22 protein-coding genes are annotated in these 21,970 nt (G+C 72.0%); 16 read left to right on the plus strand and 6 right to left on the minus strand.

Features of this window, described 5'->3' with window-relative positions; genetic code table 11:
- Positions 1 to 209 precede the first annotated feature (209 nt).
- From dxr to ACFQQJ_RS06095, 5 genes are all read left to right on the plus strand, one after another.
- Positions 210 to 1,364 (plus strand): 1-deoxy-D-xylulose-5-phosphate reductoisomerase, encoded by a 1,155-nt coding sequence (gene dxr, locus ACFQQJ_RS06075; protein ID WP_377105095.1) that lies wholly within the window; start codon positions 210 to 212, stop codon positions 1,362 to 1,364.
- Position 1,365: 1 nt separating this feature from the next.
- A complete protein-coding gene (locus ACFQQJ_RS06080; RefSeq protein ID WP_377105096.1) occupies positions 1,366 to 2,655 on the plus strand; it encodes a M50 family metallopeptidase in 1,290 nt (429 codons plus the stop codon).
- A 139-nt stretch (positions 2,656 to 2,794) separates the two neighbouring features.
- Positions 2,795 to 3,943, plus strand: coding sequence for a flavodoxin-dependent (E)-4-hydroxy-3-methylbut-2-enyl-diphosphate synthase (gene ispG, locus ACFQQJ_RS06085; RefSeq protein WP_377105097.1), 1,149 nt, complete (start codon positions 2,795 to 2,797; stop codon positions 3,941 to 3,943).
- A 19-nt stretch (positions 3,944 to 3,962) separates the two neighbouring features.
- A complete protein-coding gene (locus ACFQQJ_RS06090) occupies positions 3,963 to 4,790 on the plus strand; it encodes a GNAT family N-acetyltransferase (RefSeq protein ID WP_377105098.1) in 828 nt (275 codons plus the stop codon).
- A 51-nt stretch (positions 4,791 to 4,841) separates the two neighbouring features.
- On the plus strand, positions 4,842 to 5,219 hold the full coding sequence (locus tag ACFQQJ_RS06095; RefSeq protein ID WP_377105099.1) for a VOC family protein: 378 nt from the start codon (positions 4,842 to 4,844) through the stop codon (positions 5,217 to 5,219).
- 40 nt (positions 5,220 to 5,259) lie between these two features.
- Here ACFQQJ_RS06095 and ACFQQJ_RS06100 read toward each other — a convergent pair whose 3' ends face one another.
- Positions 5,260 to 5,739 carry a YbaK/EbsC family protein gene (locus tag ACFQQJ_RS06100; RefSeq protein ID WP_377105100.1) on the minus strand — a complete coding sequence of 160 codons (480 nt, stop codon included), beginning with the start codon at positions 5,737 to 5,739 and terminating at the stop codon, positions 5,260 to 5,262.
- Between the two features lie 4 nt (positions 5,740 to 5,743).
- The gene (locus ACFQQJ_RS06105) at positions 5,744 to 6,148 is read right to left on the minus strand and encodes a DUF1304 domain-containing protein (RefSeq protein WP_377105101.1); all 405 of its coding nucleotides are present in this window, start codon (positions 6,146 to 6,148) and stop codon (positions 5,744 to 5,746) included.
- A 149-nt stretch (positions 6,149 to 6,297) separates the two neighbouring features.
- Here ACFQQJ_RS06105 and ACFQQJ_RS06110 point away from each other — a divergent pair, with 149 nt between their 5' ends.
- The 4 genes from ACFQQJ_RS06110 (at position 6,298) to nusA (ending at position 10,433) form a co-directional block, all read left to right on the plus strand.
- Positions 6,298 to 7,047 carry a siderophore-interacting protein gene (locus tag ACFQQJ_RS06110; RefSeq protein ID WP_377105102.1) on the plus strand — a complete coding sequence of 250 codons (750 nt, stop codon included), beginning with the start codon at positions 6,298 to 6,300 and terminating at the stop codon, positions 7,045 to 7,047.
- Between the two features lie 43 nt (positions 7,048 to 7,090).
- Positions 7,091 to 8,875: a proline--tRNA ligase gene (locus tag ACFQQJ_RS06115; RefSeq protein ID WP_377105103.1), complete on the plus strand. Its 1,785-nt coding sequence runs from the start codon at positions 7,091 to 7,093 to the stop codon at positions 8,873 to 8,875.
- 93 nt (positions 8,876 to 8,968) lie between these two features.
- On the plus strand, positions 8,969 to 9,463 hold the full coding sequence (gene rimP, locus ACFQQJ_RS06120; protein WP_377105104.1) for a ribosome maturation factor RimP: 495 nt from the start codon (positions 8,969 to 8,971) through the stop codon (positions 9,461 to 9,463).
- A gap of 1 nt (position 9,464) precedes the next feature.
- Positions 9,465 to 10,433: a transcription termination factor NusA gene (nusA, locus tag ACFQQJ_RS06125; protein WP_377105105.1), complete on the plus strand. Its 969-nt coding sequence runs from the start codon at positions 9,465 to 9,467 to the stop codon at positions 10,431 to 10,433.
- 4 nt (positions 10,434 to 10,437) lie between these two features.
- On the opposite strand, the gene ACFQQJ_RS06130 is transcribed toward nusA, so the two are convergent.
- Positions 10,438 to 10,968: a PT domain-containing protein gene (locus tag ACFQQJ_RS06130; RefSeq protein WP_377105106.1), complete on the minus strand. Its 531-nt coding sequence runs from the start codon at positions 10,966 to 10,968 to the stop codon at positions 10,438 to 10,440.
- Between the two features lie 179 nt (positions 10,969 to 11,147).
- Here ACFQQJ_RS06130 and ACFQQJ_RS06135 point away from each other — a divergent pair, with 179 nt between their 5' ends.
- The 6 genes from ACFQQJ_RS06135 (at position 11,148) to ACFQQJ_RS06160 (ending at position 17,347) form a co-directional block, all read left to right on the plus strand.
- A complete protein-coding gene (locus tag ACFQQJ_RS06135) occupies positions 11,148 to 11,393 on the plus strand; it encodes a YlxR family protein (protein WP_377105107.1) in 246 nt (81 codons plus the stop codon).
- Between the two features lie 165 nt (positions 11,394 to 11,558).
- On the plus strand, positions 11,559 to 14,459 hold the full coding sequence (gene infB / locus ACFQQJ_RS06140) for a translation initiation factor IF-2 (protein WP_377105108.1): 2,901 nt from the start codon (positions 11,559 to 11,561) through the stop codon (positions 14,457 to 14,459).
- A gap of 33 nt (positions 14,460 to 14,492) precedes the next feature.
- The gene (gene rbfA, locus ACFQQJ_RS06145) at positions 14,493 to 14,933 is read left to right on the plus strand and encodes a 30S ribosome-binding factor RbfA (RefSeq protein ID WP_377105109.1); all 441 of its coding nucleotides are present in this window, start codon (positions 14,493 to 14,495) and stop codon (positions 14,931 to 14,933) included.
- A gap of 22 nt (positions 14,934 to 14,955) precedes the next feature.
- Positions 14,956 to 15,891 (plus strand): tRNA pseudouridine(55) synthase TruB, encoded by a 936-nt coding sequence (truB, locus tag ACFQQJ_RS06150; RefSeq protein ID WP_377105110.1) that lies wholly within the window; start codon positions 14,956 to 14,958, stop codon positions 15,889 to 15,891.
- Positions 15,892 to 15,932: 41 nt separating this feature from the next.
- Positions 15,933 to 16,868, plus strand: coding sequence for a bifunctional riboflavin kinase/FAD synthetase (locus ACFQQJ_RS06155; protein WP_377105111.1), 936 nt, complete (start codon positions 15,933 to 15,935; stop codon positions 16,866 to 16,868).
- A gap of 38 nt (positions 16,869 to 16,906) precedes the next feature.
- Complete coding sequence (locus ACFQQJ_RS06160) at positions 16,907 to 17,347, plus strand: hypothetical protein (protein WP_377105112.1); 441 nt, start codon at positions 16,907 to 16,909, stop codon at positions 17,345 to 17,347.
- Between the two features lie 19 nt (positions 17,348 to 17,366).
- Here the strand turns inward: ACFQQJ_RS06160 and ACFQQJ_RS06165 are convergent, their stop codons facing one another.
- On the minus strand, positions 17,367 to 17,858 hold the full coding sequence (locus ACFQQJ_RS06165) for a GNAT family N-acetyltransferase (RefSeq protein ID WP_377105113.1): 492 nt from the start codon (positions 17,856 to 17,858) through the stop codon (positions 17,367 to 17,369).
- 188 nt (positions 17,859 to 18,046) lie between these two features.
- Between ACFQQJ_RS06165 and ACFQQJ_RS06170 the strand changes: the two genes are divergently transcribed.
- Positions 18,047 to 18,850: a DUF6612 family protein gene (locus tag ACFQQJ_RS06170; protein WP_377105114.1), complete on the plus strand. Its 804-nt coding sequence runs from the start codon at positions 18,047 to 18,049 to the stop codon at positions 18,848 to 18,850.
- 109 nt (positions 18,851 to 18,959) lie between these two features.
- Here the strand turns inward: ACFQQJ_RS06170 and pntB are convergent, their stop codons facing one another.
- Both pntB and ACFQQJ_RS06180 read right to left on the minus strand, forming a co-directional pair.
- Complete coding sequence (gene pntB / locus ACFQQJ_RS06175; RefSeq protein ID WP_377105115.1) at positions 18,960 to 20,387, minus strand: Re/Si-specific NAD(P)(+) transhydrogenase subunit beta; 1,428 nt, start codon at positions 20,385 to 20,387, stop codon at positions 18,960 to 18,962.
- A gap of 2 nt (positions 20,388 to 20,389) precedes the next feature.
- Positions 20,390 to 21,943, minus strand: coding sequence for a Re/Si-specific NAD(P)(+) transhydrogenase subunit alpha (locus tag ACFQQJ_RS06180; protein ID WP_377105116.1), 1,554 nt, complete (start codon positions 21,941 to 21,943; stop codon positions 20,390 to 20,392).
- Positions 21,944 to 21,970: the final 27 nt, after the last annotated feature.

A 21,970-nucleotide genomic window follows, 5' to 3' on the forward strand; every position in this document is an offset into this window, starting at 1 on the left:
CGCCGGGGGGACCGGACGCGTCGGGGGAGGAACACGGTCGAGCACGGTGTCGCCTTCGTTCGCCACGCGGAGCGGGATGGACGGTTCCGACCCTACCGGGGCGACGGCCCGCCAGCCGGGCTTTGCGACGTCGTCGAAGCGTTGCGCTGGAACGCGTCGGCTACCCTCGTCTGGGCCGGGCCCGACACAGCCGGCCGGAAGGAGTGCGGATGCGCGACGTGGTGATCCTGGGCAGCACGGGGTCCATCGGCACCCAGGCGGTCGACGTGGTCTCGCAGCGCCCGGAGCGCTTCCGGGTGCTCGGGCTCGCCGCGGGCGGCTCGTCCGTGGACGCCCTCGTGGCCCAGGCGCGGGCGCTGCGGCCCGAGGTGGTCGCCGTGGGGGACCCCGACGCCGCCGACCGCGTGGCGGACGCCCTTCCCGGGACCACGGTGTGGTCGGGGCCGGACGCGGCCACGCGGCTCGCCGCCCTCGCGTGCGACGTCGTCCTGAACGGCATCACCGGCGCGGCCGGGCTGGAGCCCACCCTCGCGGCCCTCTCCGCGGGCTCGACGCTCGCGCTGGCCAACAAGGAGTCGCTCGTGATCGGCGGGCGCCTGGTCACCGACGCGGCCGCGCCCGGCCAGATCGTCGCGGTCGACTCCGAGCACTCGGCCTTCGCCCAGGCGTTGCGGGCCGGCCGCGCCGAGGAGGTGCGGCGCCTGGTCCTGACCGCGTCCGGCGGGCCGTTCCGCGGCTGGAGCCGCGAGCGCCTGGCGTCGGTGACGCCCGAGCAGGCGATGGCCCACCCCACCTGGCAGATGGGCCGTGTGATCACGATCAACTCCTCGACCCTGGTCAACAAGGGGCTCGAACTGCTGGAGGCGGGCCTGCTGTACGGCGTGCCGCTGGAGGCGATCCAGGTGGTGGTCCACCCGCAGTCGGTCGTCCACTCGATGGTGGAGTTCTGCGACGGCTCGACCATCGCCCAGTGCTCGCCGCCGGACATGCGGCTACCGATCGCGCTGGCGCTGTCGTGGCCCGAGCGCACGCCGGACGCCGCCGCGGCGTGCGACTGGACCCGGGCGACCAGCTGGACCTTCGAGCCCCTGGACGACGACGCGTTCCCTGCGGTCGAGCTCGCGCGGCGGTGCGGCCTGGCCGGGGGGCTGGCGCCCGCGGTCTACAACGCGGCCAACGAGGTGTGCGTCGACGCGTTCTGTGCGGGGCGGTTGGGGTTCACTGGCATCGTTGAGGTGGTCGCAGACGTCGTCGACGCCCACCTGACCCGGCCAGGGACCGGAGAGCTCACCGTCTCCTCGGTCCTCGGGGCGGACGCGTGGGCGCGCGCGGCCGCAGCCGAACGGATCGATCGGGAGCACTGACATGGAAACCCTCACGGTGATCGGCTTCGCCGTCGCGTTCTTCGCCCTGATCATGGTCTCGGTCGCGCTGCACGAGATCGGGCACATGGTGCCGGCCAGGCTGTTCGGCGTCCGCGTGCCGCGCTACTTCGTCGGCTTCGGCCCGACGATGTGGTCGACACGCCGCGGGGAGACCGAGTACGGCGTGAAGTGGTTCCCCCTGGGCGGCTTCGTCCAGCTGCTCGGGATGTACCCGCCGCGCCCGGACGGGAGGCGGCGCCGTACGCGGCTGGCAGAGTTCGCCGACTCGGCCCGCGCCGCGGAGTGGGAGGAGATCACCCCCACGGACGTGGAGCAGGAGCGGTTGTTCTACCAGAAGAAGACCTGGCAGAAGCTGGTCGTCATGGCGGGCGGGCCGGCGATGAACCTGCTGATCGCCTTCGTCCTGCTGCTGGGGGTGACCGCGACCTACGGGGTGGTGCGGCCGCAGACGACCATCGCCTATGTCCAGGCGTGCATCATCGCCGACCCGGCGCGCACCGAGTGCGCGCCCTCCGACCCGCCCTCGCCGGCCGCCGCGGCGGGGTTGCGTCCCGGCGACCGCGTGGTGAGCTTCAACGGCACCCAGATCACCTCCTACGCCCAGCTGAGCGGCCTGATCAGGGCCAACAGGGACGCGGAGGCGCGGATCGTGGTGGAGCGCGACGGCGCGCTGGTCGACCTGACCCCGGTGCACACCGTGGTCACCGCCCTCCCCGACACGCTCGACCCGTCGAACCGGGTGCAAGGTGGCTGGCTCGGCGTGAGCCCACAGACCCAGCTGGTGCGGGGCGGGCCGGTCGACGTGCTCGGCGACATGTGGACGATGACCCAGCAGAGCGCGGTGGCCCTCGTGCAGTTCCCGCTCAAGGTGTGGCACGTGGTGTGGGGGCTGGTCACCGGCCAGCCACGCAGCGTCTACGACCCGATCAGCATCGTGGGCGCCAGCACCGTGGCCGGCCAGGTGGTGGCCTCGGGCGAGGTGGGCCTGCCGCAGAAGGCGGCGACCTTCTTCTCCCTGCTCGCAGCGGTGAACCTGTTCCTCGCGCTGTTCAACTTCATCCCGCTGCCGCCGCTGGACGGTGGGCACATCGCGGGCGCCCTCTACGAGTGGCTCCGGCGCACCGGCGCCCGGCTGTTCGGGCGCCGCGACCCGGGCTTCTTCGACACCGCGAAGCTCCTGCCCGTCGCGTACGCGGTCGGTGCGCTGCTGCTGGTCAGCGGTGTCGTGCTGATCCTGGCCGACATCGTCAGCCCGGTGCAGCTCTTCTGACGGTCCGGTCCAGGGGCGGCGGCAGCACAACTGCCTCCGGCCGCGTCGGCAGCGCCTGCGTCCCCGCCCCTGCGGGCGGTGGGTAGGCTGTCTGCGGCGGCCCGGTCGACGGCCGTCGGTGTTGTCGAACGAGGAGTCCATGACCATCAACCTGGGAATGCCCGCCACTCCGCCGCCGGTCCTCGCACCGCGACGTCCCACCCGGCAGATCAGGGTGGGCAAGGTGCTCGTGGGGGGCGGCGCGCCGGTCTCGGTGCAGTCGATGACCACCACCAAGACCACCGACATCAACGGCACCCTCCAGCAGATCGCGGAACTCACCGCCACGGGGTGTGACATCGTCCGTGTCGCCGTCCCCAGCCAGGACGACGCCGACGTGCTGCACATCATCGCCAAGAAGAGCCAGATCCCGGTGATCGCCGACATCCACTTCCAGCCGAAGTACGTGTTCGCCGCCATCGACGCGGGCTGCGCAGCCGTCCGCGTGAACCCGGGCAACATCCGTGCCTTCGACGACCAGGTGAAGCAGATCGCCCAGGCCGCCTCCGACGCCGGCGTCTCCATCCGCATCGGCGTCAACGCCGGCTCCCTCGACAAGCGGCTGCTGGCCAAGTACGGCGCTCCCACAGCGGAGGCGCTGGTCGAGTCGGCCCTGTGGGAGGCGAGCCTGTTCGAGGAGCACGGCTTCCGCGACTTCAAGATCTCGGTCAAGCACCACGACCCGGTGGTGATGGTGCGCGCCTACGAGCAGCTCAGCGAGGCCTGCGACTATCCGCTGCACCTCGGCGTCACCGAGGCCGGTCCGGCGTTCCAGGGCACGATCAAGTCCTCGGTCGCCTTCGGCGCGCTGCTGGCCAAGGGGATCGGCGACACCATCCGGGTGTCGCTGTCCGCCCCGCCGGCCGAGGAGGTGAAGGTCGGGATCAAGATCCTGGAGGCTCTGAACCTGCGCCCGCGCCACCTCGAGATCGTCTCCTGCCCCTCCTGCGGCCGCGCCCAGGTGGACGTCTACAAGCTGGCCGAGGAGGTCACGGAGGGGCTCACCGGCATGGAGGTCCCCCTGCGCGTCGCCGTCATGGGGTGCGTGGTGAACGGACCCGGCGAGGCGAGGGAGGCCGACCTGGGCGTCGCGTCCGGCAACGGCAAGGGCCAGATCTTCGTGCGTGGCGAGGTCATCAAGACCGTGCCCGAGTCCGAGATCGTCGCCACGCTGATCGAGGAGGCCAACCGGCTCGCGGCAGAGATGCCGGACGCGGCGTCCGGCCCCGTCGAGGTCAGCGTCTCCTGACCATGTCCGCCGCGTAGCCATGTCCGCCCGGATCCTCACCACCTGGGACGCCGGCACCGCCCGGCGGCTCGTCGCCGAGGACCCGGTTGCGAACGTGTTCGTCGGCTCCCGCCTCGATGCGGGCGTGCTCAACCCCGGCGCCCCCGGCGTGCTGTGGGGCTGGCCGGGCGACCACCCGTCCGCGCTGCTGCACAGCGGGGCGAACCTGGTGCCGGTGGTCACGGACTCCGAGGCGCTCCCTGCGTTCGTCGAGGCCGTGGGACGCCGGCGCACCTGCCAGTCGATCGTGGGGCCCTCCTGGTTCGCGCTGCCGTTCTGGCGAGCGCTGGGGGAGCGCTGGGGCAAGTCGTACAGCCAGGTGCGCGAGGTCCGTCCCCGCCAGCCGGTGATGGCGATCACCGATTCTCCCGCCGTGCCCGCCGACCCTCGCGTCAGGCCGATCACCGCTGCCGACTTCGACTCCTACTTCGCCGCCTCGGTCGCGATGTACACCGAAGAGGTGGGGGCCGACCCGCTCGCCGGCGGTGACACCAGCTACCGCAGCTACTGCCGCTGGCTGGTGGATTCCGGGCGCGCGTTCGGCATCGTCGAGGGCGGCCGGGTGGTCTTCAAGAGCGACATCGGCGCGGCCAGCGGACCGGTCGCGCAGATCCAGGGGGTCTGGCTGGACCCGTCCCTGCGCGGAAGAGGGCTCTCCGAACCCGCGGTCGCCGCGGTCACCGAGTACGTGCTCGCCGAGTACCCGACGGCCTGCCTGTACGTGAACGACTTCAACATCCGCGCCATCCGCTGCTACGAGCGGGTCGGCTACCGGCAGTCCGGGGAGTTCGCCACCGTCCTGTTCTGAGCGGACGGCCCGCCCTCCGGCGGCGGCCGGTCCCCGTGGTAGGAAGGTCGCATGGACACCGGCTGCACCCTCACCACGATCACCCTGGCCGCACCCGAACCCCTCGCGCTGGCCCGCTTCTACGCCCGCCTGCTCGGTTGGGCGGAGCCCACGACCGGTGACGACGACTGGCTGGCGCTGCGCAATCCGTCCGGCGGCATCGGGCTCGCGTTCCAGGCGGAGCCCACCCACGTCCCCCCGGTCTGGCCGCAGGGGCCCGGCACCCAGCAGATGCAGGCGCACCTCGAGATCAGGGTCGACGACCTCGACGCCGGCGTCGCGCACGCGCTGGCGTGCGGCGCCCGGCTGGCCGCGTTCCAGCCCCAGGACGACGTGCGGGTCTGCCTCGACCCGGCCGGGCACCCCTTTTGCCTCTGGATCGAGGCCTGAGCACCCGCTCTGTTCCTCGCCGTTCGCCGAGGGGCAGCCCTCAGGCGATCTCCTCCACCGGGGCGCCGGTGAGCTGGACGAGCTCGTCGGGCGAGAGCGGGAAGACGGCGTAGGGGTGCCCGGCGGCGGCCCAGACCTGGTCGAAGCGGAACAGTTCGCGGTCGACGAGGATCACCGGAGCGCTGGTGTGGCCGATCGGGGAGACCCCGCCGATCGAGAACCCCGTGGACGCCTTCACGAAGTCCGCGTCCGCACGGCCCACCTTCCCGACCAGGGCGGAGACCTTCTTCTCGTCCACCCGCAGGTCGCCGGAGGTCACCACGAGAACCGCGGCGTCGTCGGACAGGCGCCGGAACACGATGCTCTTCGCGATCTGGCCGAGCTGGACGCCGAGCGCGGACGCGGCGTCCGCCGCGGTGCGTCCGGTGACCGGCAGCATCACGACCTCGTGCGGGTGGCCGAGCCCGGCCAGGGTCTCGCCGACGCGGCGGGCGCCGTCGGGGATCGGGGTCTGCGTCACGCGGTCATCCTGCCATCGTGGCGCCACCCGCCAGGGCCGTGCCCAGCAGCAGGATGGCGAGCAGCGGGGGACCGGCCTGCACCAGCGCCGCCCGCCGCTTGGCCGGCGAGGACAGCGCGAGCACCAGGCCGGCCGCCACCATCGATCCCGTGCCGGCGAGGACCAGGGTCGCGCCCACGAGGGAGTGGCCGAGTGCGAACAGGGCGATGCCCGCGGCCACGAGCACGGCGAGGAACAGGTTGTAGAAGCCCTGGTTGAAGGCCAGCTCCCTGGTGGCCTCGGCCTGCTGCGGGGTGGTGCCGAAGGCCGCGCGCCCCCGGGGGCCGGTCCACCACAGCGACTCCAGGGCGAAGATGTAGACGTGGATCCCCGCGGCGAGTCCGGCGAGGACGAGGCCGGTCACGAGCATGTGCTGTTCCCCCTGGTCGATGGCGTGCGCCCACCACAACCCCGGCGGCGCCCGGGTATTCCCCGCCCCGAGGGACGACCGGGCCGGTGCCGGGTCTTGTGAGGTGAGGCTAACCTCAGTGCACCGCCCGAGGACGAAGGACTTCCGCCGTGACCGTCACCACCCCTGCCGCGTTCGAGACCGTCCCGCTGGAGGCGCGCCTGCGTCCGGCGGAACTCGTCGCCCGGACCTGGCTCACGCCCGGCTACGTGCGGATCCGGGTCGCCGGCGAGGACCTGCGTGGCTTCGAGGCTCCCGGGGCGGACGACCACGTCCGGCTCTTCTTCGCCCCGGCCGGCGTGGCCCTGCCCGCGACGCCGGAGGAGTGGCGCGAGCTGCCGAGCCGTGAGTACACGCCGATGAACGCCGACCCGGTCGAGGGCTGGGTCGAGTTCGACGTCGTGATCCACGGCGACGGCCCCGGCTCGCAGTGGGCCTCGGCCGCGCCCCTCGGCTCCGCGCTGGCTGTCGCCGGGCCGCGGCGGACGAACGCCGTCACCGCGGAGCCCGACGCCTGGTTCCTCGCCGGGGACGAGACCGCCGTCCCGGCCATCTCCCGCTTCCTCCGCTCCCGGCGTCCCGGCACGCCGGCCCGCGTGCTCGTCGAGGTCGCACCGGAGAACGAGCTGGTGCCGATCCCCGGCGACGCCGCCGCGCACGTCACCGTGCTGGTCCGTGGCCGCGACCGTCTCACCGACGCGCTGGCCGCGCTGGGGGAGAGCGACCGGCCGTCCGGGTCGGTGCTGGGCTTCGTCGCGTCCGAGGCAGAGGTGGTTCCGGCGGCCCGCGCGTTGCTGCTGGGACGCTGGGAGCTGCCCGCGGAGGCCGTCATCGTGAAGGGCTACTGGCGCCACGGGTGACCGCAGGCGGGGGAGGGTCCCCGCGGCTCGCTAAGATCGCCCGGTGATCACCCGCCTTTCCCAGCTGTTCGTCCGTACCCTGCGTGAGGATCCCGCGGACGCCGAGGTCCCCAGCCACCGCTGGCTGGTCCGTGCCGGCTACATCCGGCGCACCGCCCCCGGCATCTACACCTGGCTGCCGCTGGGACTGAGGGTCCTCCAGCAGGTCGAGCGGATCGTCCGCGAGGAGATGGACGCGATGGGCGCGCAGGAGGTGCGCTTCCCCGCGCTGCTCCCCCGAGAGCCCTACGAGGCCACGCACCGCTGGACCGAGTACGGGCCCAACCTGTTCCGCCTCAAGGACCGCAAGGGCGGCGACTACCTGCTCGGCCCGACGCACGAGGAGATGTTCACCCTGCTGGTGAAGGACCTGTACTCCTCGTACAAGGACCTCCCGCTGTCGCTGTACCAGATCCAGACCAAGTACCGCGACGAGGCACGGCCCCGGGCCGGCCTGCTGCGCGGCCGTGAGTTCGTGATGAAGGACTCCTACTCCTTCGACGTCGACGACGAGGGGCTGGCCGCGTCCTACGAGGCGCACCGGCGCGCGTACGTCCGCATCTTCGAGCGCCTGGGGCTCACCTACGTGATCGTGAAGGCCACCTCCGGCGCGATGGGCGGTTCGGCGTCGGAGGAGTTCCTCGCCGTCTCCCCGACGGGCGAGGACACCTTCGTGCGTTCACCGGGCGGCTACGCGGCGAACGTGGAGGCCGTCCGCATCGCACCCCCGCCCGCGCAGGACGCCGAAGGAATCGGCCCGGCGCGCACCGTCGACACCCCGGACACCGGCACGATCGTCGAGCTGGTCGACGTGGCCAACCAGAAGTTCCCGCGCCCCGACCGCGCCTGGACGGCGGCCGACACCCTCAAGAACGTGGTGTTCCGTCTCGTCCAGCCCGACGGCCGAAGCGAGCTCCTGGTCGTCGGCCTGCCCGGTGACCGCGACGTGGACATGAAGCGGCTCGAGGCCGCCGTGTCGCCGGCCGAGGCGGCGCCCGTCACCGACGAGGACTTCGCCGACAACCCCGGCCTGGTGAAGGGCTACATCGGCCCGGTGTCGCTGGCCACGGGTGAGGCCGTGCAGTACCTCGGGGCCGAGGGCCCGCTGAAGGTGCGCTACCTGACCGACCCGCGGGTCGTGGACGGCACCGCCTGGATCACCGGCGCCAACGTCGTCGACACCCACATGGTCGACGTGGTGGCCGGCCGCGACTTCACCTCCGACGGCGTGCTCGACGTCGCCGAGATCCGCGAGGGCGATCCCGCCCCCGACGGCTCCGGCCCGCTCAGCCTGGCCCGTGGCATCGAGATGGGCCACATCTTCCAGCTCGGCCGCAAGTACGCCGATGCGCTGGGGCTGAAGGTGCTCGACGCCAACGGCAAGCTCGTGACGGTCACGATGGGCTCCTACGGCGTGGGCGTGTCCCGCGCCGTGGCCGCCGTGGCGGAGGCGACCTGCGACGAGCGCGGCCTGGCGTGGCCCCGCGCGCTCGCGCCCTTCGACGTGCAGGTGCTGGCCACCGGCAAGGGCGACGAGATCGCTGCCGCCGCCGAGCAGCTGGCACACGACCTCGACGCGCGTGGCGTCCGCGTGCTGCTCGACGACCGCAAGGCGAGCCCCGGGGTGAAGTTCGCCGACGCGGAGATCATGGGCATGCCGGTCTCGGTCGTGGTCGGGCGCGGACTGGCCGACGGGCTCGTCGAGGTGCGCGACCGCGCCACCGGCGAGCGTGCCGAGGTGCCGGTCGCGGGTGCCGTGGACGCGGTGCTCGCAGCCGTCCGCGGCTGACCCCGGCACCGCCGGCCCCGTCCGGGGCCTAGAATTGGCAGCCTGCGCAGCACAACACAACCGCATTCGCACAATCGGATCGAGGGACTGGCCATGAACACCGCTGACCTGGAGGCGTTGGTCGCACCTGTGGCCGCGTCGCACTCCCTCGAGGTGGACCGGCTCGAGGTGATGACCGCGGGCAAGCGCTCGGTGGTGCGGGTCTTCCTCGACGGCGACGGCCCGGCGGGCCGCGGGCCGTCCCTGGACGAGATCGCCGAGGCGACGCGGGCCATCTCCGCGGTCCTTGACGCCGCGGACATCACCAAGGGCCGCCCCTACACCCTCGAGGTCTCCTCGCGCGGGGTGAGCCGTCCGCTCACCCACCCCCGGCACTTCCGCCGCAACACCGGACGCCTGGTCGAGCTCGCGCTGGCCGAGGGCACGGTGACCGGACGGGTGCTCGCCGCGGACGAGGAGTCGGTCGAGGTCGAGGTCGACGGCACCCCACGGCGCGTGGCGCTGGCGGACGTGCGGCGGGCACTGGTGCAGGTGGAACTGAACCGGCCGGTCGAGGGCGAGGACACCGAAGAGGAAGCAGAGGTCTGACGTGGACGTCGACATGAGTGCGCTCAAGCAGCTGGAGCGCGACAAGGAGATCAGCATGGACGTGCTGATCGGCGCCCTGTCGGAGGCGCTGCTGAACGCCTACGAGAAGACCCCCGGCGCCGTGCCGGGATCGCGGGTCGAGATCGACCGGCGCTCGGGCAAGGTGACCGTGTTCGCCCCGGAGCTCGACGAGGAGGAGAACCGGATCGGCGAGTTCGACCACACCCCGGAGGGCTTCGGGCGCGTGGCCGCCACGACGGCCCGGCAGGTGATCTTCCAGCGGCTCCGCGAGGCGGAGGACGAGCAGAAGTTCGGCCACTTCGCCGGGGTCGAGGGCGACATCGTCCTCGGCGTCGTCCAGCAGGACCGCGACTCGCGTACCGTCCGCGTCGACCTGGGCAGCATCGAGGCGATCATGCCGCAGGCCGAGCAGGTGCCCGGCGAGGACTACCGCCACGGGCTGCGCCTGCGGGTGTACGTGGTCAGCGTGCGGCGTGAGTTGCGCGGGCCGCAGGTGGTGGTCTCGCGCACCCACCCGAACCTCGTCGCCAAGCTGTTCCGCATGGAGGTGCCCGAGATCGAGCACGGCATCGTCGAGATCAAGGCGATCGCCCGCGAGGCCGGCCATCGCACCAAGATCGCCGTGGTGAGCAACAACCCCGACGTGTCCGCCAAGGGCGCCTGCATCGGCCCCATGGGCCAGCGGGTGCGCGCGGTGATGCACGAACTGAACGAGGAGAAGATCGACATCATCGACTACTCCGACGACCCGAAGGTCTTCGTCGCGCAGGCGCTCAGCCCGGCCAAGGTGACGTCGGTGACGGTCACCGACGCCACCGCGCGGGCCGCGCGCGTGGTGGTGCCGGACTACCAGCTGTCGCTCGCCATCGGCCGGGAGGGGCAGAACGCCCGCCTCGCGGCCCGGCTGACCGGCTGGCGGATCGACATCCGTCCCGACACCGCCGAATAGCCGGCTACTTCTGCGTCGGCGTCGCCGACGGCTGCGTGCCGGCGTCGTCGCGCAGTTCCGACATCGCCTCCTGCAACGCGGCGAGCACCTTCGCCTCGTCGAGGTCCAGCTTGTCGGCCAGGGTCTTCGCGATCGATTCGGCGAACCCCGACCGGTCGCCCATGCCGTCCGGCTGACCGGAGGGACGCCCGGTCGGCTCGCCCGTCGGTTGCCCGGTCGGCTCGCCCGTCGGCGCGCCGTCCGGCCGCCCGGCCGGTACCGCCTCCTCCAGCGCCGTCCGGACGGTGGCCTCGTCGACGCCGAGCTTGCCGGCGAGGGACGCCGCCAGGCGGTCGGTGTCGAACCCACCGCGGCCGGAGCCCGGGCCGGCGTCCCCGTCGCGGTCCGTGCCGGCGCCGGTGGACGCGCTGGCCGGCGCGGCGGCGCCGTCCTGGCCGCCTGCGAGGTTGGCCGCGAGCGCGCCGACACCGACCGCCGCCCCGATCGCGATCACTGCCGAACCCACGCCGATCGCGATGGTCGCCCTGCTGGTCATGTGTCTCCTTGCCGCTGTGGGAGCCCGTTGCTCCATCCCGGAGCCCAGCACACCGCGAGCTGCTGTGGTCGGGCCCCGGCCGGGCTGGGAGCCCGCTGTGGATCCCGGGTGTGCACGCAGGACGCGGGTCCCGCAGCCTGCGCGGGCAACCGGGAACAGGCGGCCTACACTGCGACGTTGTGATCGGAGTTCGCACGTGCATCGGGTGCCGCGGCACCGCGGGCAAGGCCGAACTGGTGCGGCTGGTGTGGAACCCGGGCACGGGCACGGTGGTCGTCGACGGGTCCCAGGTGATGCCCGGCCGCGGCTGCTACCTCCACCCGGGATGCGCGGCCGCCGTCGTGAAGCGGCGCGCCGTGGCCAGGGCGTTGCGCCGTCCCGTCGACGGGAGCCAGGTCGCCCGGCTGCTCGGCGTCCCCGATTAAGGGTTTGCGGACGGAAAAGGATAGACTCTTGCCCGCGCGTCCGCCGTCGTGGCGAACACAACCAGAAAGTGGGCTAACGCTCATGACCACTCGATGAGTACCTCGAAATGAGCACTGAACACAACTAGCTGGTCCGTCGCGCCCGCGCGGACCTGAAGGAGAGTAGTGGCCAAGGTCCGCGTCTACGAGCTCGCGAAGGAGCTCGGACTCGAAAGCAAGGAACTTCTGCAGACCCTCAATGACATGGGGGAATTCGTCCGGTCCGCCTCGTCGACCATCGAGGCGCCGGTCGTGCGCCGGCTGAAGGAGAAGGCCGCCGGTTCGTCGGCGAGCGCTCCCGCGCCGAGCGCCCCGGCCGCCCGTCCGTCCGCCCCGACGCGGACGCCCGCCCCGGCACAGCCGGCCGCCGCGGCCCCCGCGCCGGCCACCCCGGCCCCTGCGCCGGCACCCACTCCGGCCCCGTCCGCCCCGGCCCCCGCGCCGGCGGCCCCCGTCGCCCCGGCAGCCCAGGAACGCCCCGCCGCGCCCTCGCGCCCGGCCCCGGCCGCCCGTCCCGCACCCGCTGCGGAGGCGGCCCCCGCCCCGGCGGCGCCCACCGAGGCGCGTCCGGCGGCGACCCCCGGCCCCCGTCCGGCCGCGCCGGCACCCCGACCGCAGCCCGGCGCCGAGTCGCCGCGCCCGCGTCCGGTCCCGCGCCCCGGTGGCACCGGTGGCCTCCCCGGACAGGGATCCCGCAAGCCGGGTGCCCCGCGTCCGGGCAACAACCCGTTCGCGTCCCGTCAGGGCATGGGCGTCCAGCGCCCGCGTCCGGAGGGTTCGGCGGGCCAGGGCCGTCCCGGCGACCGCAGCTTCGGCGACCGCCCCGGTGGCCCCCGTCCGGCCGGTGACCGCATGCCGCGGCCCGGCGGTGGCGTGGCGGGCATGCCGCGTCCCAACCCGGCGATGATGCCCAAGACCGCTCCGGCGGGCCTGGGTGGACCCTCCCGTGGTGGGGCCGGCCGTCCCGGCGGCGGTGTCGGTGCCGCCGGCCGTGGCCGTCCCGGCGGCGCGCCGGGCCGTGGTGGCGTCGGTGGTCCTCCCGGTGCGGGTGGCCCGCCCGGTGGCGGCGGCCGTGGCGGCCGTGGCGGCCGTGGCGGTTCGGGTACCCAGGGCGCCTTCGGGCGTCCGGGCGGTCCCGCCAAGCGTGGGCGCAAGTCGAAGAAGCAGCGCAGGCAAGAGTTCGACCAGATGGAGGCCCCGAGCATTGGCGGCGTGCGCGTCCGCCAGGGCGACGGGCAGACCGTCCGGCTGCGCCGCGGCGCGTCGCTGACCGACCTCGCTGAGAAGATCGGCGTCGAGCCGGCGTCCCTGGTGCAGGTGCTGTTCCACCTGGGCGAGATGGTGAACGCCACCCAGTCGGTGGCCGACGACACCCTGCAGGTGCTGGGTGCAGAGCTCAACTACAACATCGAGGTCGTCTCGCCCGAGGACGAGGACCGCGAGCTGCTGGAGAGCTTCGACATCGAGTTCGGCGAGAACGAGGGTGGCGAGGAGGACCTCGCCCCGCGTCCGCCGGCCGTCACCGTCATGGGTCACGTCGACCACGGCAAGACCAAGCTGCTGGACGCGCTCCGCAACACCAACGTGGTGGCGGGCGAGGCCGGTGGCATCACGCAGGCGATCGGCGCCTACCAGGTGGCCACGGTGGTGGACGACCTGGAGCGGAAGATCACCTTCATCGACACCCCGGGCCACGAGGCGTTCACCGCCATGCGCGCCCGTGGTGCGAAGTCGACCGACATCGCCGTCCTCGTGGTGGCCGCGGACGACGGCGTGATGCCGCAGACGATCGAGGCGCTCAACCACGCCAAGGCGGCCGACGTGCCGATCGTGGTCGCGGTGAACAAGATCGACAAGGAGGCGGCCGACCCGGTCAAGGTCCGCGGCCAGCTCACCGAGTACGGCCTGGTGCCGGAGGAGTACGGCGGCGACACGATGTTCGTCGACGTGTCCGCCACGGCCAGGCTGGGCCTGGACGAGCTGCTGGAGGCGATCGTCCTGACCGCCGACGCGTCGCTGGACCTGCGGGCGAACCCGGACATGCCGGCCCAGGGCGTCGCGATCGAGGCCCACCTCGACCGCGGTCGTGGCCCGGTGGCCACCGTCCTGGTGCACCGCGGCACGCTGCACACCGGTGACTCGATCGTGGCCGGCTCGGCCTACGGTCGTGTCCGCGCCCTGATCAACGACCAGGGCGAGACCGTGGACGCGGCACCGCCGTCCATGCCGGTACAGGTGCTCGGCCTCACGTCGCTGCCCGGGGCGGGTGACAACTTCCTGGTCGTCGAGGACGACCGGATGGCCCGCCAGATCGCCGAGAAGCGGGAGGCCCGGCAGCGGGCGGCCCTGCTCGCCAAGTCGACCCGGCGCAAGACGCTCGACCAGCTCTTCGAGCAGCTCGCGAAGGGCGAGACCCAGGAGCTGCGGCTCATCCTCAAGGGCGACTCGGCCGGTGCCGTGGAGGCCCTGGAGGACGCGCTGCTGCAGATCGACGTGGGCGACGAGGTCGACCTGCGGATCCTCGACCGCGGCGTCGGCGCGATCACCGAGACCAACGTGTCGCTGGCCGCTGCCTCGGACGCGGTGATCATCGGCTTCAACGTCCGTCCGCAGGGCAAGGCCACGCAGCTGGCCGACGCCGAGGGTGTCGACATCCGGTACTACTCGGTGATCTACGCGGCGATCGACGAGGTCGAGGCGGCCCTGAAGGGCATGCTGAAGCCGATCTTCGAGGAGAAGGTCCGTGGCCAGGCGGAGATCCGGGAGATCTTCCGGTCCTCCAAGTTCGGCGTGATCGCGGGCTGCATGGTGATCGACGGCAGCATCCGACGCAACGCCAAGGCGCGCCTGCTGCGGGACGGGGTCGTGGTCGCGGAGACCAGCATCGCGTCCCTGCGTCGGGAGAAGGACGACGCCACAGAGGTCCGCGAGGGCTTCGAGTGCGGCATGACGCTGGCGAACTTCTCCGACATCCGGATCGGCGACATCATCGAGACCTTCGAGATGGTGGAGAAGCCGCGGGACTGACCGCACCGGTGAGCTCTTCGAGAGGAAGCAACCATGAGCAGCCCGCGTTACGCGAAGATCTCCGAGCAGATCAAGGAGATCATCGCCCGCATGCTCGAGCGCCGGATCAAGGATCCCCGGCTCGGGTTCGTGACGATCACGGACGTGCGTATCACCGGTGACGGCCGGGAGGCGACCGTCTTCTACACGGTCCTCGGCGGTGCCGACGACCGTGCCGCCAGCGCGATCGCCCTGCACTCGGCCACCGGACTGCTGCGCTCGACCGTGGGCAAGCAGCTCGGGCTGAAGTTCACGCCCACCCTCGAGTTCGTGCTGGACGCCGTCGAGGAGGACGCCGCGCACCTGGAGGACGTGCTCGTGCGCGCCCGGGCACAGGACGCCGCCGTCGCGGCCCAGGCCGCCGGCGCCACCTATGCCGGTGACCCCGATCCCTACCGCAAGCCCGGTGAGGACGACGACGAGGACGCCGAGTGATCCCGTCGCCGTCCTGCGTGCGGTGAGTACGCCGACCGACCCACAGCACGTGGCGCGGGACGGGCTGCTGGTGGTCGACAAGCCCCAGGGCTGGACGTCCCACCAGGTCGTCGCGCGCGTCCGCCGCCTGCTGGGGACGAAGAAGGTCGGCCACGCCGGCACGCTCGACCCGATGGCCACCGGCGTCCTGCTCGTCGGGGCCGACCGCGCCACCCGGCTGCTCGGCCACCTCGCCGGGCACGACAAGACCTACACCGCGACGATCCGGCTCGGCCAGGCGACCGTCACCGACGACGCCGAGGGCGAGGTGACCGCGGCCATCGGCGCCGCCGGGGTGGACGAGGCGATGGTCCGCGACGCCGTGGGCGCGTTCGTCGGCCCGATCAGCCAGGTCCCCTCGGCGGTCTCTGCGATCAAGGTGGACGGGCGGCGCGCGTACGCGATGGTCCGGGCCGGCGAGGACGTCCAGCTGGCCGCCCGGAGGGTGGTCGTCGACCGGTTCGACGTGCTCGGGGTGCGCCCCGGCGTTGCCGCGGACGACGCGGCGACTCCCGTCCTCGACGTGGACGTGGTCGTCGACTGCTCCTCGGGAACCTACATCCGGGCACTGGCCCGCGACCTCGGCGCGGCCCTGGGGTGCGGCGGCCACCTGACCGCGCTGCGCCGGACCCGCATCGGCGCGTTCGGGCTCGATCTCGTGGGACTGGACGCCGAGGGGCTCGTCGGCGACTCCGCCCCGGTCCTGCTCACGCCGGCCGACGTGGCCCGTCGCGCGTTCCCGACGATCGAGGTGGACGCCGAGGTGGCCCGCGAGATCGGCTACGGCCGCAGCCTCGCCCTCTCCGTCCCCGCCGACCCGACCGCGCTGGTGGCCGGCGACAGCCTGCTCGCGCTGTACCGCCCCGGCGAGGACGGTCGAGCCCACCCCGTCGCGGTCCTGGCCCCGGCGAGTTGCTAGGGTTCTTGTTCGGTGCGACCTGACCAGCGCGGAAGGTGGAAGTGAGCTCAGCAACCGTCGTCATCGGCAACTTCGATGGCGTTCATCCCGGGCATCGTGAGGTGCTGGCAGAAGCGAAGCGCAGGCAGCCGGGGCTGCCGCTGATCGTGGTGACCTTCTGGCCCCATCCCGTCTCCGTGCTGCGCCCGGAGGTCGGCCCGATGCTGCTCACCTCCCTCGAGGCGAGGATCGAGCTGCTGACCGCCGCCGGTGCCGACCGCGTCGAGGTGATCGACTTCACGCCGGAGTTCGCCACCTGGTCTCCGTCCGACTTCGTCGAGCGCGTGCTGCTCCCGCTCGATCCGGCCGTGGTCGTGGTGGGGGAGAACTTCCGGTTCGGGCATCGCGCGGCCGGCAACGTCGGCACCCTGCGCGAGCTCGCCGCCGGCCGGTTCGAGGTCGAGGGCCTGGCGCTGGTGCGCTTCGGCGACGAGGAGACCTGTTCCACCCGCATCCGTGAGGCACTCGCCACCGGCGACGTGGCCCACGCCGCAGAGCATCTGGGCCGCCCGTTCTGCTTCCGCGGGGTGGTGACCCACGGGGACCGGCGGGGTCGCACGCTGGGCTACCCGACCGCCAACCTGCCCGTCCCCGACAAGCTGGCCTGCCCCGCCGACGGCGTCTACGCCGGCTGGGTGACCCGGCGCGACGGCCTGGACGCCCACGGCGAGGCACTGCCCTCCGGCGAGCCGGCGCCGCGCTGGCCGGCGGCGATCTCCGTGGGGACGAACCCGACCTTCGACGGCCTCTCCCGGCGCGTGGAGTCCTACGTCCTGGACCGGGACGACCTCGAGCTCTACGACGCGCCGATCTCGGTGGAGTTCACCGCCCGCATCCGCGGCCAGGTGCGCTTCACCGACATCGACGAGCTCATCGACAAGATGGCCGAGGATGTCCAGGAGTGCCACCGCCTCCTCGGGGTGGATCCGCGCCGCTGAGGCTTCCCGCCTCGCCCCCGTGCGGGCACAATTGGGGAATGTTCGGGCTCGGTCCGATCCGTCGCTGGGTGACGGAGCTGGTCGTACCGGCGAAGGTTCCCTCCGCCGGACTCAGCCTTGCCGAGGAGGACGTGGAGGAGCTCTCCGCGATCGGTGCCCGGGTGGCCGCCGAGTACGGGGTGAGTTCTCCCGCCGTGCTCTCGGCCAACCTCGCCCGCCTCATCCGGCGCCAGGTGCCGGTGCGCGCCTTCCGCTCCGGCGAGGTGCGCAGCGTCGGCGGGCTGCAATTCGCCGACGGGACGGTGGTGCTCGTCCGCGGGCGTCGTGCCGGCGACCTCGGACGGCTGGCCGCAGGGGTGCACCTGGGGCCCGTCCACCTCGACGACTTCCACGCGGAGCCGGACGGGGTGACGGTGGACGTGAGCTTCGGCGGCCACCACGAGCGGTTGCACGCGCTCGGCATCACCGAACCCTGCTAGGGCGCCGGCGCGCCCGGGATCACCGCGTCATCAGCGACTTGCGGTAGATCGCGTCGGTCTGCTCGGTGGTGTAGACCGCGCCCCCGGCGTCCACCGCCTCGTAGGTGGTCAGGGCGTGGTCGCCGGTGGGGGTGTAGTCGAGGCCGATGTACATCGGGATGGCCGCCTCGTTGTCGGGGTTGACCCGGAGGAACACCTCGACGAAGCCGAGGGAGGCAGCCAGCTGCTCGAGGAAGGTGGTGAGCGCCCGCGCCGCGCCCTGGCGACGGTGCTCCGGGTAGACCCAGAGGTTCTTCAGCTCCGGGCACAGCGGTCCGTCGGGGCGGCAGTCCAGCACGCTGGTGCCCAGGGGCGTGTCGCCGCGCAGGGCGATCGCGTAGTAGTAGTCGCCGCTGGCCTGCCGCTCGGCGTGGCGTTGCGCGATGTGGGCGGACGGGTGGGCCTCCAGCGCGTGGAGGGCCGGCAGGTCCGCTTCGGTGCACAGGCGCACGGTGATCGGCTCCAGGGTCATGCATCCTCCGTGGTGGTGGGGGCACTCAGGCTCCCAGTCTTACCCGGGCCCCCCCAACGCCATTCGCCGTCTTGCCTGACGATCCTCAGGGGCGTGCAACGACATCATCACGATCTCGGGAGCTTCCTGCGAGCCGCCTGTGCACGTGCTAGAGAGTGGACCAAACCTTGTTAAGGGGGAAGGAAGAGATGATCCGCACTCGCATCCTGGTCGCGTTCGCCGCCGGGATGACCCTGCTCGCCGGATGCGCGACCGCTGCTCCGGTGCCCGCGCAGACGGCCCCGGCCAGCGTGCCGCCCGCCTCGGATGCACCCGCGACGTCGGCGGCCGCACCCGCCGGCAGCGACATCGACGACTTCATGGCCAAGGTGGTCGCGGCACAGAAGGGCGTGAAGACGTACACCCTGGACATGTCGATGGAGACCGTGATGGCGGGCCAGCCGGCCAAGATCGTGATGAAGGGTGTCGTCGACCAGAGCGACCCGGCCAACATCAACATGTCGATGGACATGGACTTCGCTGGCATGCAGATGAAGACGCTGAAGGTCGACGGGGCGATGTACCTGAAGATGGCGGCCACCGGCAAGCAGTGGATGAAGGTCCCCAAGGACCAGATGGCGCAGTACGAGAGCGCCACCGACTCCGCGGACCTCACCGCCGGCATGGAGAAGGCCAAGGGCGCCATGAAGAAGATCGACCTCGTCGGTGACGAGACGATCGACGGCGTGGCCGTGCACCACTACCGGATCACCGTCGACGCCGCGGGGTTGTCGGAGATGACCGGGTCGGACGCGAAGATCTCCGGCGACACGTTCGACTACGACGTCTGGCTCGACGACGCCAACCTGATGCGCAAGGTCTCCATGGACGTGAAGGCCGACGCCGACGGCGAGGAGCTCCCGATGACCGTGAACGGTGTCATGGGCCACTTCAACGAACCGGTGAACATCACGGCGCCCGATCCCAAGGACGTCGTGGAGATGGGCGGCTAGCGGGGCGCGCGCCCACCCGACGCAGAACCCCCATGGGAGGCGGCCCGGTCAGGGCCCCGACCATGGGGGTTCTGCGTCGTTCGGGGCCGGCGCGCGCCGGCCGTCCGGGCTACCCGAGAGCCTTCAGGATGTCGTCCACGCGCTGCTTGGCGTCACCGAACAGCATCTGGGTGTTCTCCTTGAAGAACAGCGGGTTCTGGACGCCGGCGTAGCCGGTGGCCATCGACCGCTTGAAGACGATCACGTTCTCGGCCTTCCAGACCTCCAGCACCGGCATGCCGGCGATGGGGGAGGACGGGTCGTCGAGCGCGGCGGGGTTGACGGTGTCGTTGGCCCCGATCACCAGCACCACGTCGGTGTCGGCGAAGTCGTCGTTGATCTCGTCCATCTCCAGCACGATGTCGTACGGCACGTTGGCCTCGGCGAGCAGCACGTTCATGTGGCCGGGGAGGCGTCCGGCCACCGGGTGCACCCCGAACCGCACGTTGACACCGTGCGCCCGCAGCTGGGCGGTGAGGTCTGCGACCGGGTACTGCGCCTTCGCCACCGCCATGCCGTAGCCCGGCGTGATGATCACGGAGCGGGCGTTCCACAGCATGTCGGCCGCGCCGGCCGCGTCGATCTCGCGGTGCTCGCCCTGCTCCTCGGTGCTCGCGGCGACCGTCCCGCCCTCGGAACCGAAGCCGCCCAGGATCACAGAGATGAAGGAGCGGTTCATCGCCCGGCACATGATGTAGCTGAGGATCGCACCGGAGGAGCCGACGAGAGAACCGGTGATGATGAGCAGGTTGTTGCTCAGCATGAAGCCGGCCGCGGCCGCGGCCCAGCCGGAGTAGGAGTTGAGCATCGAGACCACGACGGGCATGTCCCCGCCGCCGATGGCCGCCACCATGTGGTAGCCCAGCGCGAAGCCGATCACGGCGATCGCGATGATCAGCGCCCAGCCCAGCGTGGTGTCGTGCTCGGCCACCAGGACGAACCAGACCATGAGGACGAGGAACACCACGAACCCGCCGAGGTTCAGCAGGTTGCGTCCGGGCAGTGTGAGCGGCTTCGACGACATCTTCGCCGACAGCTTCAGGTAGGCCACCACCGAGCCGGTGAACGTGTAGGCACCGATCAGCACGCCCAGGGCGACCTCGACGAGGTGGACGGCGCCGCCGGCACCCTCGGGGACCGCGAAGGAGTTGAAGCCCACCAGGACCGCCGCCATGCCCACGAACGAGTGGAAGGCGGCGATCAGCTCCGGCATCTGGGTCATCTCGACCTTGCGTGCGATCGGGGTGCCGATCGCGGCGCCGATCACCAGGACCGCGACGATGAGCAGCCCGGTGACCAGCACGGACTGCCGGTTGGCCGGGTCCTCGGCCGACAGGAACAGCGAGTGGATGATCGTGGCGACCAGCGCGAGCGCCATGCCGACCATGCCGGCGATGTTGCCCGACCGCGCGGTGGTCTGCTTGGACAGCCCCGCGAGCGAAAGGATGAACAGGACGCCGGCGACGATGTACAGCCCCTGGATGAAGTAGAGCAGCATGCTCAGGCCTCCTTCTTGAACATGCCGAGCATCCGGTAGGAGACCAGGAAGCCGCCGAAGATGTTGATCGACGCGATCGTGGCGGCGATGAACGACATCACCAGCACCGCGAGGTTGGTCGACCCGAGCTGGAGCAGCGCGCCGACGAGGATGATGCCCGAGATGGCGTTGGTCTGTGCCATCAGCGGGGTGTGGAGGGAGTGCGAGACGCCGCTCACCACGTAGAAGCCGACCACGACCGCGAGCGCGAACACCGTGAAGGCGCCCACGAAGCTCGCCGGCGAGAAGGTGACCGCGGCGATCACGAGCACCGCCGCGACGACCGACATCACCAGGCTCCGGGTGCTGCGCGACTTCGCGAGCGCCGCCTCACGGGCGGCCCTGACCGCGGGGTCCTCCGCGACGGCCGCGACGGCGACCGGCGCCGCCGACACCTGCACCGGGGGCGGGGGCCACAGCACCTCGCCGTCGGACTGCACGGTCATGCCGCGCAGGACGACGTCGTCGAGGTCGAGCACGACCTCGCCGTCCTTGCCGGGCGTGAGCAGCTTGAACAGGTTGACCACGTTCGTGCCGTACAGCTGCGACGCCTGCGTGGGGAGCCGGCCGGCCAGGTCGGTGTAGCCGATGATCTTCACGCCGTTGTCGGTCACGACGACCTCGTCCGGCTTCGACCCCTCGACGTTGCCGCCGTTGGCCGCGGCCATGTCGACGATCACCGAGCCGGGCTTCATCGAGGCGACCATCTCCGCGGTGAGCAGCCGGGGCGCGGGGCGGCCCGGGATCAGCGCGGTGGTGATCACGATGTCGACGTCCCTGGCCTGCTCGGCGTAGAGCTCCGCCGCGGCCAGCTTGTAGTCCTCGCCCATCTCCTTGGCGTAGCCGTCCGCGGAGATCTCCTGGGTGACCGCCCGCGGCGAGACGAACTCGCCACCCATGGACGCGACCTGCTCGGCCACCTCGGGACGGGTGTCGGTCGCCCGCACGATCGCGCCCAGCGACTTGGCCGTGCCGATCGCGGCGAGCCCGGCGACGCCGGCGCCGGCCACCAGCACCTTGGCCGGCGGCACCTTGCCCGCCGCCGTGACCTGGCCGGTGAAGAACGAGCCGAACTGGTTGGCAGCCTCGACCACCGCGCGGTAGCCCGCGATGTTCGCCATCGAGGAGAGCACGTCCAGCGACTGCGCGCGGGAGATGCGGGGCACGGCGTCCATCGCCAGGACGGTGATCCGGCGCGCGGCCAGCTTCTCCAGCAGCTCGGGGCTGCGTCCCGGCGCGATCAGCGAGATCAGCATGGCGCCGTCGGTGAGCCGTGCGATCTCGTCGTCGGTGGGGGCGTTGATCTTGGCCACGACGGGGGAGGTCCAGACCTCGGTCTGGTCGCCGATGGTGGCGCCGGCGGCCGCGAACTCGGCGTCCGGGTAGGACGACTTCGCCCCTGCCCCGGCTTCGACGACCACGCTGTGGCCGAGCTTGATCAGCTGGGCGACCGTCTTCGGCGTCGCCGCCACCCGTGTCTCTCCCCTGAGTTCCTCTCGGGGAATCCCGATCTGCATCTTCGTTGACAGTCCTTCCGGTGGGGC

Origin of the sequence: Propionicimonas sp. T2.31MG-18, assembly GCF_964266745.1 — a bacterium.
Taxonomy (GTDB): domain Bacteria; phylum Actinomycetota; class Actinomycetes; order Propionibacteriales; family Propionibacteriaceae; genus Propionicimonas.